Here is an 18,222-nt window from a genome sequence, read left to right as displayed (position 1 = left end):
GTCGTCGACCCCGAGCGCGCCGTGCTGACCGACCTGTTCACCTCCGGGCTCACCGAGGCCGAGAAGGCCGCGATCCCCCACCTGCCCGACGGCCGCTCCGGCCTGCTCGGTGCCCTGATCACCGATCCGCGCCCGCTCGTGCTGGAGGACCTCTCCCAGGACCCCCGCGCGGCCGGCTTCCCGCCCGGACACCCTCCGATGCGCAGCTTCCTCGGCGTCCCGATCCGGGTCCACACCGAGGTCTTCGGCAACCTCTACCTCACCGAGAAGCGCGGCGGCGGCCCCTTCACGGACGAGGACCTCGCGCTGGTGCGCGTACTGGCCTCGCAGGCGGGCATAGCGATCGGCAACTCCCGGCTGTACGAGACCGCGCGCCGCCGGGAGCGCTGGATCGAGGGCGCCGCCGCCGTGACCACCACCCTGCTCGCGGGCCGGCCCGCGGCCGACGCGCTGATGTGCGTGGCCGAACGGGCCCGGCTGCTGGCGGACGCGGCGGCCGGGGTCGTCCTGCAGCCGACCCCCGAGGGCGGCATGGAGATCGTGGCCGCCTCGACGCACGGGGACCCCGGGGACCTGGTGGGCACGGCCATCGCGCCGGGCTCGGCGGTGCTGGAACAACTCCTGGGCGGCGAACCGGTCTTCATAGAGGACTCGGCGACGGACCCCCGGATGACCACGCACGTGCGCGAGCGCTTCGGCCCGAGCATGATGCTGCCGCTGCAGAGCGGCGGTCAGCTGATCGGCACCCTCGCCCTGCCCCGCGCCCGCGGCGGGCCCCCGTACGACGCGGTCGACCGGCTGCTGGCCTCGCAGTTCGCCTCCCAGGCCGCGCTGGCGCTCGTCCTGGCGGACGCGCAGCACGACCGCGAGCAGCTGGCCGTCTACGAGGACCGCGACCGCATCGCCCGGGACCTGCACGACCTGGTGGTGCAGCGGCTGTTCGCGACGGAGATGATGCTGGAGAGCACCCGGCGCCGCTCCTCCAACGCGCCCAGCGGGGACACCGTCGGCGAGGAACTGAGCCGGGCGGTCGACGAGCTCGACTCCACCATCCAGGAGGTCCGCACGGCGATCTTCGCCCTCCAGCAGCCGCCGACGGACGCCCCGACGACCTTCCGCGGCCGGGTCCTGCGGGAGACCGGCGGGGCGGCGGTCCTGTTCGGCTTCCAGCCTTCGGTCCACTTCGCGGGAACGGTGGACGCGCTGCTGTCGGAGCCGGTCGCCGCCGATCTCCTCGCCACGCTGCGCGGGGCACTGGCGGCCGCGCACCGCCGCCCGGAGGTCACCTCCATCGACGTCGAAGTCGACGCCGTCCCCTCGCGCGTCCGCCTCACCGTCTCCGACGACGGCCGCACGGAAGCGGGCACCCGGGGCACGACCCTGACGTGGGAGTCCCCGCTCTAGGAGACGCCGGGAGGGGCCCGGCAACCGTGCCGCAAGGAGGCCGCGAGCGCGGGGGCCCTAGGCTGGCCGCGTGACGAACCGCCTCTCGGCCCGCGCGGCCATCGCCTCCGTGACCGACTCCGGCAGCTTCGCCGAACTCTCCGCCCCGTCAAGGGAATCCGGCCCCGACGGCCCCCTCGGCTGGGCGGGTTACGACGAGTCCCGCGCCCGCGCCGCGCAGCGGACCGGCGAGGAGGAGTCCGTCGTCGCCGGCACCGCCCTCATCGGCGGCCGGCCGGCCGTGGTGATCGCCTTCGAGTTCGGCTTCCTCGGCGGTTCCCTGGGGCAGCGCACCGGCGACCGGCTCGAATCCGCCTACTCCCACGCCCGCGACCACGGCCTCCCCCTGGTCTCGCTCATCGCCACCGGCGGCTCCCGCATGCAGGAGGGCATGCTCGCGCTGACCCAACTCCAGCGCGTGGCCCGCCAGTCCGCCCTCACCCGCGCCGCCGGGCTGCCGCAGATCGCCGTCCTGCGCGATCCCACCACCGGCGGCGGCTGGGCCACGCTCGGAGCGGGGGCCGACGTGATCCTCGCGCTGCCCGGGGCGCAGGTCGGTTTCGCCGGGTCCCGGGTGCGGCCGGCGGACGCGGACCCGGCCGCCTACACCGCCGAGGGGCAGTACGCCGCCGGGCACGTCGACGCGGTCGTCCCCGCCGGGGAGCTGCCCGCGGCCCTCGCCGCCTGGCTCCGGGTGCTCGCCGCGCCCCGCTCCCCCGAGCCCGAAGCGCCCCCCGCCGCGCTGGCCTCCGTACCGCTTCCGGACACCGGCTGGGACGCCGTCCGTCAGGCCCGGGACCCCGGCCGGCCGCGCGCGGAGCGGTACCTGGACGCGTACTTCGAGCTCCGGCTGCCCCTGTCCGGCGACCGGGCCGGCGCCGCCGACCCCGGGATGCTGTGCGGTTTCGGGCTCCGGGAGGGCCGGGCCGTGGCCTACGCCGCCCAGTGCGGCACCGCCACCCGCCCGGCGGGCTACCGCACCGCGGCGCGTGTCGTACGGCTCGCGGACCGGCTCGGCGTGCCGGTGCTCACCCTGGTGGACACCCCGGGCGCCGCCAACGACGCCGCCGCCGAACACGCGGGCGCCGGCGCGGCCATCGCGGACGCCTTCGCGGCGCTCGCCTCGGCGACGGTCCCCGTCACCACCCTGCTGATCGGCGAGGGCGGCTCGGGCGGCGCGCTGGCCCTCGCGGCCCCGGGCAACACCTGGGTCACTCCGGACAGCTACTTCTCGGTGATCGCCCCGGAGCTGGCGGCGGCCATCCTCAAGCGCCCCGCGGAGTCGGCCCCGGCGACGGCGGACCAACTGCGGGTCCGCCCCCAGGACCTGGTGGCCCTGGGGGTCGCCCGCGGCATCGTCGCCCCGGCTGATCCGAAAGACAGGCCCTAGCGGCGCCGACCCCGGCCACGGCGGTGGGGAAGAGAGGCCGCGGCTCAGGCCTGGGGATCGCGCGCGTCGTAGCGGGCGAAGCCCGGCCACCGCAGGGCCAGCAGCCCCAGTACGAGGACGCACCCGAGCCCGCCGCCGGTGATCGCGACGGTCGGGGAGCTGAGGTCGGCGACGGTTCCGGCGAGGAAGTCCCCGAGCCGGGGCCCGCCCGCGACGACCACGATGAAGACGCCCTGGAGACGGCCCCGCATGTCGTCGGGGGTGGCCGCCTGGAGCATGGTGGTGCGGAACACCATCGAGATGGTGTCGGCGCAGCCTGCCAGGGCGAGGAAGAACAGCCCGAGCCAGAGGTTGCGCGTCAGCCCGAAGACGGCGATGGCCAGCCCCCACGCGGCGACGGAGAGCAGGATCGCCACCCCGTGCCGGCGGATGCGCCCCTGCCAGCCGGAGAACAGCCCGCCGAGCAGCGCGCCCACGGCGGGGGCGGACACCATCAGTCCGACCGTCTTGGCGTCGCCCGCGAACCAGAGCACGGCCACGGCCGGGAACAGCGCCTTCGGCTGGGCCAGCACCATGGCGGCCATGTCGGAGAAGAAGGTCATCCGGATGTTGGGCCGGGTCCCGAGGAAGCGCAGGCCGTCGGTGACGGAGGCCCGCCCCTTCCCGCCCTCTTCCCGTTCGGGCTTCATCGACGGCAGCCGCCACACCGAGTAGATGGCGGCGCTGAAGGTGACCGCGTCGATCAGGTAGGCGGCCTGGTAGCCCCACCAGCCGACGATGACCCCGCCCAGCATCGGGCCGGCCGTCATGCCGAAGGTCATGGTCACGGAGTTCAGGGCGTTGGCGGCGGGCAGCTGCTCGACGGGCAGCAGCCGCGGGATCATCGCTGAGCGGGCCGGCCCGTTGAGCGCCCCGCAGAGGGACTGCAGTGCGACGACGGCGTACAGCAGCCAGACCCGGTGGTAGTCGAGCAGCGCGGCGCCGGCCAGCGCGATCGACAGGGCGGCCAGCCCCAGCGAGCTGTAGAGCCCGAGCTTGCGGCGGTCGACGGTGTCGGCGATGGCACCGCCGTAGAGCCCGAAGGCGACCAGCGGGACCAGCGAGCAGAGGCCGACCAGTCCGACGGAGAAGCTGGACCGGGTGATCTCGTAGACCTGGAGCGAGATCGCGAGTGCGGTCATCGCCTGGCCCAGCCAGGAAATGGTCCCGCCGATCCAGAGCCGGCGGTAGTCCGGGGAGGTCTTCAGCGGGGTGAGGTCGGCGAATATCCGGCGCCTCGGACGGGTGGGAGGCCGGGAAGCGGCGGTACGGGTCACAACGGATATTAACCAGCCTCCCGGCCGCGGCCCGGTGGACCGGACTCCCTTCACGCACCCGCAACAGTCGCCCCACGCCGATCCGGCGCCCCAGCTCGGGAGGGCTCCTTACCGGTAACCCGCCACTATCACCGGACATTTGACCGAATAGACGTGCGCTCCTCGCCCAGGGTTCAGCTCATGATGAAAAGACTCGTATGTCCAGGGAGGCGCAGTGATCGAACCTGGCACCAGCACCACGAGCACCGGCACCCCGAGCGCGATCGACGAGCTGTTCCCGCTCACCGTGGGCGTCGAGGAGGAGTTCCTCCTGATCGACGCCAGAACCCTGCGGGTGGTCCCGGCCGCCCCTCTCGTCCTGTCGACCGCCGCCGGGCTCCCCCACGAACTGCACGCGGAGGGCACCCGCTACCAGGTGGAGATCTCCACCCCCGTCGCCGATTCGGCCGTGACCCTGCGCAGGGAGCTGGCCGGACTGCGGCGCACCCTCGCGCGGGCGGCCCGCGCCCACGGCTGCCGGCTGCTGGCCGCGCCCTCACCGGTGATCGCCGTGGAGGGCCCGCTCCATCTGACCGACGACGAACCGCGCCAGCGCGAGCAGCACCGGCGGTTCGGCGCGCTCACCGACACCCTCGTCAGCTGCGGCCGGCACATCCACATCGGCACCCTCGACGTGGACACGGCGGTGGCGGTGTCCAACCGGGTCAGGCCCTGGCTGCCCACGCTGATCGCGCTGGCGGCCAACTCCCCCTTCTGGGGCGGCCGCGATACCGGGCACGCCAGTTGGCGGGCGATGGCCTGGTCGGGCTGGCCCTCGGCCGGCCCGCCCCCGCACTTCACCTCGACGGCGCACTTCCGGCGCTCGGTGCAGACCCTGCTCGGCTCCGGGGCCGCCCTGGACACCAAGATGGTCTACTGGGACCTGCGCCCCTCGGGGAACTGGCCGACGCTCGAATTCCGGGCGCCCGACATGTCCCCGGACATCGACACGGCCGTTCTGCAGGCCGAGCTGGCCCGCGCCCTCGTGGCGACGGCCCTGCGCGAGATCTCCGAGCACCGGCCCGACCCGCCCGTACGGGACGACGTACTGCGCCTCGCGCGCTGGCGGGCGGCCCACGACGGCCTGGAGGGGTTCGGCCTGGACCCGTACACCGGCGCCGAACTCCCGGCGGCGGACCTGGCGGAGGCCCTGCTCGACCTGGTGGCCCCCGAACTGGCCGCCTCCGGCGACCTCGACCACGCGGCCAAGACCATGGCGGGCCTGCTCCGCGACGGTTCGGGCGCCCACCGCCAGCGGGCGGCCTTCGCCCGCCGCGGGGACCTGATGGACGTCCTGCGCCACCTGGCGGACGAGACGGAGGCCTTCTGAACGGCGGGAGCCGCGGGAAGACGGCCCGGCCGTCACGTGCGAAGCCCGGCCGGTGTCCACCGGCCGGGCTTCGTACGTACGTCGGCTGCTGCCGGTCCCGTCAGCCTCCGGACCTCGTCAGCAGGAACCCGCCGCACGGATCATCGGGTTCGATGTACACGCAGAGGGAGAGCTTCCCCTCCTCCGTGTGGGAGACGAGGTCGATCGGTATCGGTTCGAGTTCGCCTTCCGGCTCGTCGAACCTCAGCTTCAGACCGGTGTGCCCGGCGTTGCCGTTGCCGTTCAGCTCCCAGCGTCCGCCGCGCGCCGCGTCACCCGTGATGAGGGCTCCGGAGGCGGGGACGGCGTTCGTCGAGAACCTGCCGTCCGCCTCCACCGAGAGGGACACCTTGCCGGTGGCCTCCCACGTTCCCGCGACGCTCTCGGCCGTCAGCTCGGGACCGCTGCGCGGCAGGTTTCCCGCGCAGGAGGTGCAGAGCAGCGCGGCCGGTACCGCGAGCAGGGCCGCGAGCCTGTGCTTCATCGTTCTCATCAGCGGCCGAAGGTCCTGTTCATGTCGTAGACCTGTGTGAAGTACACGTGTTGCGTGATGGACGCACCGCGGCCGGTCGTCGTGTCGGACAGCGGGATGTTCTTCCCCGGGATGTTGTCACAGAGGGTGTCGTGGCAGAACGAGGTCCATCCGGTGACGTTCTTCACGTGGAAGTTGACCATCAGCTTCTTGTCGACCCGGTCGGCCTTCACCACCTGGTACTCGAGGTTGTAGCTGCCGAACACGGCATCGACGCGGCTCGCCCCGTCACTGCCCCACAGTCCCCCCGCCAGGCCGCTCGCGTCGAAGGGGCCGTACTTCAGTCCCTTCAGGTCGACTCCCTCCAGCCCGAACGCTCCGATGGCATCGAGGGGGCCGTTGTCGGCGGGCCCCCCGGACCGGTTCTCCGTGACCCACTCCCCTTCCGGGGAGAGCCCGCCGTGCTTGAAGGCGTAGTTCAGCTCCTTCTGGATCTCCTTCAGGTGGTTGTCGCTCGAGAGCATCGCCGCGATCTGGGAGTCGGACCCGAACAGCAGCGTCGGGGTCTGCTCGCCCGCACCGGCCCACCACATGTTGACGATGTCCTCGGGCGTGAGCGCCTTCGTGGCGTCCCCGGCGAGGTACGGGGTGACGACGGCTTCCACGACACCCTGGTAGGAGGCCGCCGGCGCGCAGTCGTACCCGATGGTCTTCACCTTGGTGTAAGTGTTGCCGCTGCACGCCTTGTTGCTGATGTGGTTCTTGTTGCGCCGGGCGAAGTAGCGCTCCGTCTCCTCGTTCGCCGCGTCGATGATGGCGATGTTCTGGGCCACGCACGCGGCGTCGCAGTTGTCGGGACCGTCGTCGGTACGCAGGCCCGTCGGGTCCGAGTTGCCCACCGGGTTGCTGCTGGCATAGGTGTAACCACCGAGCTGCTGCGGGTCGTTGGGATCGAAGACCGGGTCGGCGCTGATGAACCGGCCGAGCGCCGGGTCGTACTTGCGCGCGCCGACGTCGGTGTAGCCGGTCGTGGGGCTGACCGGCATGCCGAGGAACCCCCGGGTGGGGTCGGGCCAGCCGGTACTGGTTCCGCGTTCCTGGCCGTAGGGGGTGTACTGCTTGCGGACCGCCTTCTGGGTGCCGGTCTCCATGGTCAGGCTCAGGGTGTTGTGCGGGTCCACGACCATGTAGTTGACGCCGCCGCCCGGCATCGACGAGGCCATCGCGACGGCCTTGCCGCCCAGCGTGTAGGTACGGGTCGCACCGAGCAGGACGTTCGGGGTGACCGAGGTGTTGACCACGATCTGGGTGTCGCCCACGAACAGGGTGGTGCGTCCCTGGCCGACGTCCCGCCGGATCAGCTGGGTGCCGTCCGCGTCGTAGACGTACTTGGTGACGTTCGTCCCCTCGGTGATCGTGGCGAGCCGGCCCTCGGAGTCCCAGGTCAGCGACTGCGCGGCCCCGCTGCTCGGCTTGCGGTCGGTCGTGGCGCCGGTCTTGCCGAAGGTGTAGGAGGTGCTGCCGCTCCCCGACGGGCCGGTGGTGGCGGTCTTGGTCAGGGTGTGCGGCTGCGCCCCGCCCGGGCACTGGGTGGCGTTGCCGGTGCAGCCGTTGGTGTAGGTGGTGGTCGTGTCTCCGGCCTGGCCGTTGACCGCGTGCTCCACCGACCCGACGCGGTTGCCGATCACGTCGTAGGAGAAGGACTGCCAGTACGCGGCCGGACCCGTCGCCACCGTGGCGGCGGTCGGGTTGACTCCGGCTGCCGGGCAGGCTCCCTTGGCGGTCCACGCCTGGGCCAGACGGCGCATCGCGTCGTACTGGTAGCACTGCGTGTCGGTGGTCGTCGCACCCGTCTCGGACTGCTTGTCCACCGTCGAGACCGGATTGCCCGAGGCGTCGTAGGTGTAGGTGATGTCGTCGACCACCGGGCCGGGCGACTGGTAGCGGCTGGTCTGCACCCGGTTGAGCTGACGCGTCTGGTCGTCGTAACTGTAGGTCGACCAGGCCGGGTTGTTCGACGGCCCGTAGGTCAGCTGCGCGACCTCCCCGTAGTTGGTGTAGGCGATGGGGCCGACGTACGCGTTGACGCTCTGCGCGCTGAGCGGCCTGCCGAGGACGTTGTAGCCGTAGGTGATGTCCTCGGTCAGCAGCCCGGCCACACCCGGGTCCCGCTGGGAGATCAGCTGCTGCGTCGTCGGCGAGTACGCGAGCGACGTGGTGTAGGTGGTCGGCAGCGGCGCCTCGGAGGCGGGCAGCGTGATCTTCGTTCCCGTGGGGTTGCCCAGGCTGGTGTAGCCCGTCACCTGGTTCACGTACGCGCCGGTGACGCCCGGCACGTAGCGGGCCGAGTAGGTGAGCTTGCCCGCCTGGAGCGTGTCGTACTTCCACACGCCGAACTTGAAGTTCCCGTTGGTCTTGTCCACCGCGGTGAGCTTGCGGCCCAGCAGGTCGTACGTGAAGTTCAGCTCGGTCCCCCGGGCGTCGGTGGACGTGACCTGGTTGCCGGCGTCGTCGAAGGTGTACGTGCTGGTGCCGGCGTCCGGGTCGCTCTGGCCGACCTTGCGGTCCAGCAGGTCGTAGGTCGAGGTCCAGACCGTGTTGTCCGCGGCCGTGACCGTGCTGGGCTTGCCCGTCCCGGTGTATCCGTACTTGGTGACGGCGCTGGTGCCGCCGGTCGCCGTCCAGCCGGCCGTCGCCGAGCCGGTGAGCGTCGGCGGCGTCGCGTACTGGTGCACCTCGGTCTTCTGCCCGCGGGCGTTGGTCACCTCCCGGCTGACGATGCCGCCGGACATGGGCACCGTGAGGACGCTGTCACCGGTGTGGACGGTCGCCGTGGTCATCCCGGGCGTCGTGACGCCGTTGTGCTCCTCCTGGGTGGAGGTCGCCCGGCCCATCGCGTCGTGATCGGTCACCGTGGTGGCCGGCACGTTGATCTGGGCCACCGACACCAGGCCGGTGCCGGGCGCGCCCGCCACGTTGTACGCGTTGTTGGTGAGCACCGTCCAGCCGTGCGAGTCGTACTGGGTGTCCGAGACCGTCATGGACGAGTTCTCGGCGGTCACCTGCGTCTGGCGGGACCGCAGGAGCGCGTCGTACAGCGTCACGGACGAGGAGTACGAGCCGTTCTCCAGCAGCTTCAGCGAGGTGATCGAGGACGGTCCGGTGGCGGACACCGCGTAGGAGTACTTCATGGTCGGCTGCTGGCCGGCGGCCTTCGACTGCGTCGGCAGCCAGACGGCCAGCGACCGGCCCAGGCTGTCGTAGGTGAGCGAAGTCCTCAGGTTCGCCGGGTCGGTCTTCTCCAGGGGCAGACCGCGGGCCGCGGACAGCGTCGCGGTCGAGGTGTGGAAGGTGGGCGTGGCGCCCGCCGTCACCTGGTACTTGGTCTCCACGCCCGTGGGCAGCGCACCGGCCGCGGGCGTGTAGGTCGTGGTCGTGCTCTGGGCGAGGCTGCTGCCGTCGGGCGCCGTCGAATCGGGCGTCCGGACCGTCGTGACGGCACGACCGTACGAGTCGTAGCTCGTCCTGCTCACCGCGACGAAGGCGGAGGCGGTGGCGCCGGAGGCGGCGGAGGCGACCTCGCTCAGCGTCGGCTCGCCCTTCGTGGGGGCGGTGCCGCCGCCGGAGCCGTACCAGGTGAAGGCGTTGCCGTCGTAGGAGGTACGGGAGTCCGTGATCACCGCGCCGCTCTGGGTGGCACCCGCGGTCGGGCAGTCCTGGGCATTGGTCCGGATCTCGGCCGGCAGCGCCATCGCCTTGGCCTCGTTGACCGCGTACCTGGTCCACGTGCACGTGGCGAGGTTGCCCGCCGCCGTCGGCTCACCGCGGTCGGCGGCCTGGACCGGCATACCGGTGGTGGGCTGGCCGAGCGTCGTGTTGTAGAAGGTGGCGTTCTCGGTCTCGCGCCAGCCGTAGGACACGGCCTCGCGCTTGTGGACCGCACCGTCGCGGATCATCTGCGCGTTCAGCGGCCGCAGACCCGTACGGGCGCGGGTGGCCGTCGGGCCGATGACCGTGGGCTCCGTGACGGTCGCGCTGCTGATCGTGCCGCCGTCCCGGGTGTAGGTGTCCGACTCGAAGACCCGTCCCGCGAACTCGTTCCTGTCCTCGACGCTGTACTTGCCGTCCTGCGAGGTCAGGTTGACGACCGTGCCGCCCGTACCGTCCAGCGTGTTGCGGGACATGCCGCGGAAGAACCGGCTGACCGTCAGGGACAGCTGGTCGTTGACCTTGGCCCCGTTGGTCGTGTGGAACACGGAGGTGTCACCGCTGCGGGTCTCCACTGCCCCGTAGCCGCGGAACTGCGAGTACGTCCGGTCCTCCGACTTGGTGAACTCGCCGTCGTCGTAGTGCCATGCGGCTCCGCCGACGTACTTGTAGCTGGTCAGCTGCGTGGGATAGGTGCCGTCCTGGTTGGCGTTGCGCAGGTCGTCCGTGCGCACGCTGGCGACGGTGTACTTGTGGAACCAGTCCTTCTGCTGCGTCGAGTAGCCCGGCGGGATCCACAGCACCGGGAAACAGGCCTTCGTGTTGGCGGCCGGATCCGACGGCACGTTCGCCGGGGTGCACTCCGCCGGGTTGTAGGTGACCGTGATCTGCGCGCCCGTCTCGGTGACGATGTTCTGGATCCGGTCGTGGTACATCACGGCCTGGTTGGTGATCGTCCCGACCCGGTTGGGCTTCTGGGCCGGCGGGTCGAAGCTGGTCACCGGCAGCGACAGGAGCTCGTCGCCGCCGCCGGCGCTCGTGTCCAGGCCCGTCCGCTTGATGTTGCTCAGCCACAGGGTCGGCGCGTGGTCGCCCCCGTCGGGGAAGGACTGCGCGAAGGAGTACTTGTCGACCTGCTGGGTGGCGCCGCCGACCTGCACCTGCGTGGTGATCGAGGCCAGCCGCTTGCGCGACCAGAAGGACGGGCCGTGGCTCGTGCAGGACGCGCCCTGGGCGCAGTTCTGGTCCAGGGGCACGTCCGGCCACCACGACGCGTTCGCCGCCGTGAAGTGCGCGTCGTCGCAGACCGCGCCCGCCGGGCTCCCCGGAACGCACCGCTCGGTCACCTCGAAGACGATCTGCTCCGGCGCCGTTCCCGCGTAGACGGTGGACGCGGTCATCCCGTAGTCGATGCGCGAGAGGTGACCGCCGCGCGTGTAGGCCACGCCCGTGTTCTGGCCGTTGGCCCCGTAGTAGTTCGTCTCGGGCGCGTAGTAGTAGGCGATGGCGTTGTCGTGGGTGTCGACCACGTAGTCGAGGTTCCACCGGTAGCCCTGCACGCACGACGAGGCGGCGTACGTCGCCGCGTGGCACGGGTCGCCGGTGTGCGCGCCGTACACCGGCACCGTGAAGACGGAGTTCGTCTCCTGCTTGCCCGAGGTGAAGCCGGGCAGCCGGTTCAGGCCGAAGTAGTACTGGACGCCGTTCTCGGTGACACGGAAGTACTCGCCGTTGTACGTGCCGTTCGCCGCGCCGCCCGACAGGAAGAGCCGCTCGACCTTCTCCGTGGCCGAGTCCGCCGCGGGGCGGAACGTGGTCCCGTCGTAGACGATCTGCGTCGAGGACCCGTTGAGGGAGAGCGTCAGGACCTGGCCCGCCCAGCAGCGGTCCAGCGCTCCGACGGGCGCGCCGGAGGTCTTGTCGTCCGCGCAGCCCTTGTACGTCCGCTCGATGAAGGACTCGTTCGAGGACCAGCCGTCACCCACCCAGGAGGACTGGTTGTTCGTCCCCGAGGTCCGGCCGTCCTGCGAGGAGGAGTCGTAGCCGAGGGACACGTCGGGCGTCGAACCGCCGATCGCGGTGGGCACCTTCACGGGGTAGGAGTAGTTCAACGCGCCCGTGCTGCCGCCGCCCGACCAGGTTCCGGCCGGGGAGAGCGAAGTCGCCGAGTACGATCCCGCCGCGCCGTCCGGCGCCGAGGTCGCCGCCAGTACCGTCGCGCCCGAGGAGCCGGAGGGCGGGGCCGCCATCGGCGCGGCCGCCGGGGAGTTCGTCAGGGAGGACTTCGCCGAGGAGCCCTCGGCCGGCGCGGAGCCCGTGGCCTTCGCGGAGCCCTCGGCCCGCGCGGGAGCCGTGGCCAGGCTCACCTCGGCCGAGAGCGCCGAGCCCTCCACCGTCTCCACGGGCGTCTGGACCTGGCATGCGGGCAGCGCGGGAGTGGTCAGCGCACAGGCCGGCAGCCGGACCAGGCGCAGGCGTGCGGCGTAGTCGCCGCCGAACGCGGAACCGAAGGACGACGGGTCCACGGTCACCACCGTGGACCCGCCCGGGCCCGCGTCCGCGCCCCCGGCGCCCTCCGCTCCGACGGAGAAGAGCACGCCGTGCACGCCGGCGGCCTGGGCCGTCTTCTGATCCGCCACGGACACCCGGACCTTGGAGGGCGCACCCGCCGAAGGCCCACCCGCCGCGGACGCGGCCGGCCCCTTGGAACCGGCGGCCGGCTTCAGCAGCACCGGGAGGTCCCCGGCCCGTACCGGCTTCGGCTCGGTGCGCACGAGCACGGACTTCGCCGCGTCGGCGGAGGCCGGCACCGAGGACGCCGGCGAGGAGGCGGACGTCAGGTCGACGACGGCCGATCCCGCCCCGGGCAGCTTGGAGGCCACCCTCGGGTCGTACTTGGCGAAGGGGACCTCTGCCCTGCCCTTCCCGGGGGTCGCCCGGGTGAAGGGGATCTTCTTCTCCTTCGTGACGGCCGGCGCCTTCGGCTTCGGCTTCCCCGCCGCCGCGGCCTGCGCGATGTCGGGTATCGCCCCGCCCATCAGAAGGCTGCCTACGAGGACCGCCACGCCGTAGCGGGACAACCTCCCCGAAGATCTGGATCTCGCTCTGTGGAACAGTCCTGCCCGCACTGAAACCCCATCCTTGACACGGTAGACGCACGTGTGTGCGACGTCATCGTGACGGGCGGACGGTCCGGAACGAGCCAACTTCCGATCACCTAGGGGTTGGTCAACAGCCCCCCTACTCAAGGGAATTCAAGCCTTCAGAATGCTCCCGAACGGCATCCGATCGCGGTGCCCTCAGGGGATGAGGACTCGGCCAGATGGCCCTCTTTTCGCATGCCCGCGGCCACACGTCGCGAGGCTCAAGACCGGCACGCGCGTGGGCGGCCACCGCGACGGCGTTCGCCCTGGCCGCAGGGCTCGTCACCGGAATCGCCCTCCCGGCCCAAGCGGCCTCCGCGCCGGCCGTACCGGCCGATCTGAAGCAGGCGCCGCAGGTGGACGTCGCGCTGCTCCGGGCCCAGCAGGCCGCCGCGACCCAGGCGAAGAAGAACGGGAAGGCCGTCGTCGTCGACGCGCTGACCACGGAGAACGCGCAGACCGTCGCCAATCCGGACGGCACGTTCACCCTCAGCCAGGACGCCGGTCCCGTGCGCGCCCGCAAGAACGACGCGTGGGTGCCGGTGGACACGAAGCTGGCCCGGCGCGCCGACGGCACCTTCGCCCCCGGGGCCACCGACGCCGACGTCGCGTTCTCGGGCGGCGGCACCGGCCCGCTGGTCACCATGGTCCGCGAGGGCAAGGCCGTCTCCCTCACCTGGCCCACCGCGCTGCCCGAGCCCACCGTGAGCGGCAACACCGCGACCTACCCGGCGGTGCTGCCCGACGTCGACCTCACCGTCAGCGCGCACGCGGACGGTTTCAGCCAGGTCCTCGTCGTCAAGACCCCCGAGGCCGCCGCCAACCCGGCCCTCACCAGTCTGAAACTGGCCACCAGGACCGACGGCCTGACACTGGGCCAGTCGGGCTCCGGCGACGCCGAGGCCAAGGACGCCTCCGGCAGGACCGTCTTCCGCGCCGACCCGCCGCTCGTCTGGGACTCGGCCGACAACGCCGCGCCCGCCGCTTCGGCCGCCCCCAAGGCCAAGGACCCCAAGGACGCGAAGGCCGGCAGGGCCCCGTCCGTCCTGCTGCGCGAGGCCCCCGCCTCCGCCCTCGCCCCCGCACCCGCCCCCTCCGTCCCCGCTCCTACGCCCGGCACCAAGGCCGCCGACCCGAAGAGGTCCAGCACCGCGGGTCCCGGTGCCGGCGCCCACACCACCCGCATGGGCATGACGGTGGGCAAGGGCGACATCACCATCACCCCCGACAAGGAGGTCCTGACCGGCAAGGACACGGTCTACCCGCTCTACATCGACCCCGCCTGGTCGGGCAATCCCAGCGTGGTCGCCTGGGCCTCCATCAACAGCGGCGGCTGGAAGGCCACCACCGGCAACGAGGCCCGCGTCGGTTACCTCGGCAACTGGAGCGGCTGCGGCAGCTACTGCTACACCACCGCGCGCTCCTACTTCGAGATGAACGCCGACGGGTTCCGCGGGGCGAACGTCACCAACGCCACCTTCCGGCCCTACTTCACCTGGGCCGCCGACTCCGCGCAGCAGCCGACCGAGATCTGGGTCGACCCCGACTTCCCCGGCGACCTCAACTGGAACAACAAGCCCTCCAGCGGTTCGTCGAACTACGTCACCGCCGTGTCCTCCTGCATCGGCCACTACACCGCCTCGGGCTGCGACCAGGGCACCGTCGACTTCAACGTCACCTCGGCGGCTCAGGGTGCGGCGAACTGGGGCTGGCGCAACTTCGAGGTCGACGCGAAGGACGAGTCCAACCAGTACCAGTGGAAGAAGATCGACCCCACCAGGACCTCCTGGACGGTCACCTACTACCGCGCCCCGTACCTGGACGGCCAGGACGCCACCACGCCGACCGTGACCGGCCCCGGCGGCACCTTCGTCAACTCGCACGACGTGACCATGAAGGCCACCGGCGGCAACACCGCCGGCGAGCAGGTCCAGAGCGGCTACGAGATCTGGAACTGGGCCAACGGCACGAACGGCTCCGCGGTCGTCGGCGGCCTGTTCTCCCCGTACACCGCGACCGGCGGCGCGTACACCTACTCCGGTCTGCCCGACGGCAGTTACGCCTGGCGCGGGGTCACCCACAGCCAGGAGGGCGGGCTGTGGTCCGGCTGGAGCGCGTGGCACCCGTTCACCGTCGACACCACCGCCCCGCCGACCCCCAACGTCAGCTCCCCGGAGTTCCCGGCCGGCCAGTTCGGCGCCGCCTACTTCGACCAGGGCACCTTCGGCTTCACCACCAACGGCCGTGACAACGTCGCGGGTTACCTCTTCGCCCTCGACGCGGACCTCGGCTCCACCGTCTGGAGCCAGCAGTCCCCGCCCCCGGCCTGGACCCCCGGCCAGGCGATCGTCCGGGGCCGGCAGTACTGGACGCCGTCCACCAACACGCTGGCCAGCGTCCGCTTCGCCCCGGACCTGGTCGGTCCGCACCGCCTGTACGTCAAGGCCGTCGACCAGGCGGGCCTCGCCTCCGCCCAGGCCACGCATGCGTTCTGGGCCGGCCTGACCGAACCGGCGTACGTGCCCGGCGGCTCACTGTTCGAGGGCTACACGGCCGTCAACGACGACTCCAGCAAGACCGTGCTCCCGGCCGCCACCGCCTCCACCACCGGCAGCCTGGGCATCCAGAACTCCTGCTGCTACGTGAAGTGGATGGGTGACCGGCAGGCCATGCTCGCCAACGGCCCCAACCCGATCACGGTCAACGACTCGGCGAAGTTCAACTTCGCGGTACCGCACTCCGGTTACTGGAACCTGGGCGCCAGCCTCACCACCTCGTACGACTACGGCCGGCTCCGCTTCGTCCTCGACGCCGGCACGCCGTCCGCGATCACCCTTCCCGGTCCGACGCCCACGACCGACTGGGACACGTACTCCGCCAACGTCAACCTGATGTACGCGGACTTCGGCCTGCCGAAGAACGCCTCCGGCACCCCCGTGGAGCTGTCCCAGGGCGCCCACACCCTGACCGTGACCGTGGTGGGCAAGAACGCCTCCTCCGCCGGCCTCCAGTTCGGCATCGACGCCCTGCGGCTGGCCCCGGCGAGCGCCACCTGCAAGCTCAGCAACCTCACCGACTGCCGCAACAACATCGCGATCAGCTCGGACGCCAACCACGACGCCGCCGACGCCGACGGCAGCACCAGCAGCTTCTCCGCGGGGCAGCTCGCGGCGGCCGGCTGGACCCCGGGCGCGAAGATCACCGTCAACGGCGCTCCCATGACCGTGCCCGACTACGCGGTGGGCAAGGCCGACAACATCCTCTCCAGCGGCCAGACCGTCACCGTGGACGCCACGGGTACGGCCAACAGCCCCAACTCGGTGGTCTTCCTGGCCTTCGCCACCGGCGGCGACGCCTTCAACGCCACCGGCACCATCACCTATCCGAAGAAGGCGGACGGCACCACCACCTGCGGCAGCGGCACCAACACCACCTACCCGTACGCGCTCGACAGCGTGCCGAGCTGGATCAGCACCGCCGCCGCCCCGGCACCGTCCATCACTTTCCCCGGCCGCAACCGACCCGGCACCACCACCGACACCAAGGCGCCGCAGGCCTACGCGATCTCCGTCCCGGTGCCGTGCCCCGGCGTCCCGATCGCCTCCATCAGCCTCCCGGTCGTGACGGCCAAGGCGCTCCCCGGCAACCACGCCGTCCACGTCCTCGGAGTCGGCCTGCGCCAGTCCTCGTACGAGAACGGCAGCACCAGCCCCAACTGGACCGGCACCTGGGCCGCGCGCCAGGACTCCAACCTGGGTACCTGGACCGACCAGACCGTCCGGATCCCCGCGAAGGTCACCATCGGCAACACCCCGGGCGGCAAGGTCCGCATCCGGCTCTCCAACGCCCTCGGCACGACGCCGGCCACCTTCCCGCACGTCTCCGTCGCCCCGCAGGCGGCCGCGGGCGGCGCCACCGCGGCCTCCGCGCCGCTGCCGCTGACCTTCGGCGGCTCGGCCTCGGTCACCATCCCGGCGGGCGGTGAGGTCCTCAGCGACCCAGTCGCCCTCACGGTGCCGGAGAAGTCCACCCTGCTGGTCAGCATCCAGCTCGCCGGCGCGATCCCCAACGTCTCCGCCCACGGAGCCCCGCAGGCCTCGATCTGGGCCACCCCGCAGGGCACCGGCAACCACACCGCGGACACGGCCTCCACCGGGTTCACCGTGAGCGTCCCCGGCATCCCCTACCTGGCCGGTGTGGACGTCACCCCGGCCGCCCACAGCACCGGCGCCCTGGTGCTCTACGGCGACCAGACGGTCAACAGCGACACCACCACGGGCGACAACGCCCACCACCTGTCGGACCTCATCTACGAGCGCGTGGCCGCCGACCACGCGGCCGACGAGATCACCAACCCCGCCCCCGGCGGAGTCCTCAACGCGGGCCGCAACAGCTGGACCCCCGCCAACAACTACCTGGCGCCGATCTCCGCAAGCAGCACCCCGCTGAGCCCCACCAGCGCGGGCAACCCGGTCGACCGGGCCGTGCTCGACAACAGCAACGTCCGCACCGTCCTGGTCTCCACGGGAGCCGCCGACATCCAGAACAACGTCGGCGCCACGGACGTCCAGAACCGGCTGACGGCCCTGGTCCAGCAGATGCGCAAGTTCCGCACCGACGAGGACCCGACCGGCTGGACCTTCATCAAGGTCCACGTCGCGACCGTCCCGGCCTGGCCCGGCATGACCGCCGCCCAGGACACCGTCCGCAAGACCGTCAACAACTACATCCGCTGCGGAGCGTCCAACCCCGCCGACAACTCCTGCCCGAACGGGAACAACAACCCGCTGAACGGCAGCGCCGACCTGGCCGTGGACTTCGCCGCGGCGGTATCGGTGGGCAACACCACGGGCGGCGCCCTCGACCTGGCCGCCTACACCTACACGGACACCAACGGAAAGGTCCTCCCGAACCAGTCCTACTACCAGGCCCTGGCCAACCGCTACGCGTCCACGGCGCGCTGACGCCCGCCCGCCCTACCCGGACGGCCGGCCCCCACCCGGGAGCCGGCCGTCCGCCGTGTCCCACGGCACCCGGGCATGAAAGAACCCGGGCCAGACCCAGGAACCGGTGGGGCGGGTGGGAATCGAACCCACCGAAGTGACCGGCCTCACCTGCGGTTTCCAAAGGACCCGGATAGATGGTCGTTCTCTATCCTGCTGGACCCTGCTGGATTCGACTTTGCGAGGCGATCACCTCACCGTCTTCTGCCCCCCATGGAGCCAAGGACGTGAAGGACTCTCGCCGCCGTGCCCAGCGGGCGGCCCTCGCCCAAGCAGAGACTGCCAGGGAGCGAAGCGACGACCTCTACAAAGCCTTCCTCGGCCTCGCCTCCTGCCCCA

At 71.7% G+C, this 18,222-nt stretch carries 7 protein-coding genes; 4 read left to right on the top strand and 3 right to left on the bottom strand.

Annotated features, from left to right (window positions below; all coding sequences use genetic code 11):
• The coding region (locus ACWGDE_RS05020) for a sensor histidine kinase (protein ID WP_453387576.1) at positions 1-1,404 on the top strand (1,404 nt) is incomplete at its 5' end.
• Positions 1,405-1,474: 70 nt separating this feature from the next.
• A complete protein-coding gene (locus ACWGDE_RS05015; protein WP_453387575.1) occupies positions 1,475-2,833 on the top strand; it encodes a carboxyl transferase domain-containing protein in 1,359 nt (452 codons plus the stop codon).
• 44 nt (positions 2,834-2,877) lie between these two features.
• On the opposite strand, the gene ACWGDE_RS05010 is transcribed toward ACWGDE_RS05015, so the two are convergent.
• Positions 2,878-4,149, bottom strand: a complete 1,272-nt coding sequence (locus tag ACWGDE_RS05010; protein ID WP_453387574.1) for an MFS transporter — start codon at positions 4,147-4,149, stop codon at positions 2,878-2,880.
• A 214-nt stretch (positions 4,150-4,363) separates the two neighbouring features.
• Here ACWGDE_RS05010 and ACWGDE_RS05005 point away from each other — a divergent pair, with 214 nt between their 5' ends.
• Complete coding sequence (locus ACWGDE_RS05005) at positions 4,364-5,518, top strand: carboxylate-amine ligase (protein ID WP_453387573.1); 1,155 nt, start codon at positions 4,364-4,366, stop codon at positions 5,516-5,518.
• A 100-nt stretch (positions 5,519-5,618) separates the two neighbouring features.
• Here the strand turns inward: ACWGDE_RS05005 and ACWGDE_RS05000 are convergent, their stop codons facing one another.
• On the bottom strand, positions 5,619-6,041 hold the full coding sequence (locus tag ACWGDE_RS05000; protein ID WP_453387572.1) for a hypothetical protein: 423 nt from the start codon (positions 6,039-6,041) through the stop codon (positions 5,619-5,621).
• 8 nt (positions 6,042-6,049) lie between these two features.
• A complete protein-coding gene (locus ACWGDE_RS04995) occupies positions 6,050-12,802 on the bottom strand; it encodes an RHS repeat domain-containing protein (protein ID WP_453387571.1) in 6,753 nt (2,250 codons plus the stop codon).
• 257 nt (positions 12,803-13,059) lie between these two features.
• Here ACWGDE_RS04995 and ACWGDE_RS04990 point away from each other — a divergent pair, with 257 nt between their 5' ends.
• Positions 13,060-17,844: a hypothetical protein gene (locus tag ACWGDE_RS04990; protein WP_453387570.1), complete on the top strand. Its 4,785-nt coding sequence runs from the start codon at positions 13,060-13,062 to the stop codon at positions 17,842-17,844.
• The last annotated feature ends 378 nt before the right edge of the window (positions 17,845-18,222 follow it).

It is taken from the genome of Streptomyces sp. NPDC054956 (genome assembly GCF_053609185.1).
The sequence above is the reverse complement of the archived record's forward strand: the minus strand, read 5'-3'. Positions and strand labels throughout refer to the sequence as shown.

What these genes read in the sequence shown, in the direction of transcription:
- ACWGDE_RS05000 (WP_453387572.1), bottom strand. Translation starts at nt 6,041, where the DNA reads ATGAAGCACAGGCTCGCGGCCCTGCTCGCGGTACCGGCCGCGCTGCTC.
- ACWGDE_RS04990 (WP_453387570.1), top strand. Translation starts at nt 13,060, where the DNA reads ATGGCCCTCTTTTCGCATGCCCGCGGCCACACGTCGCGAGGCTCAAGA.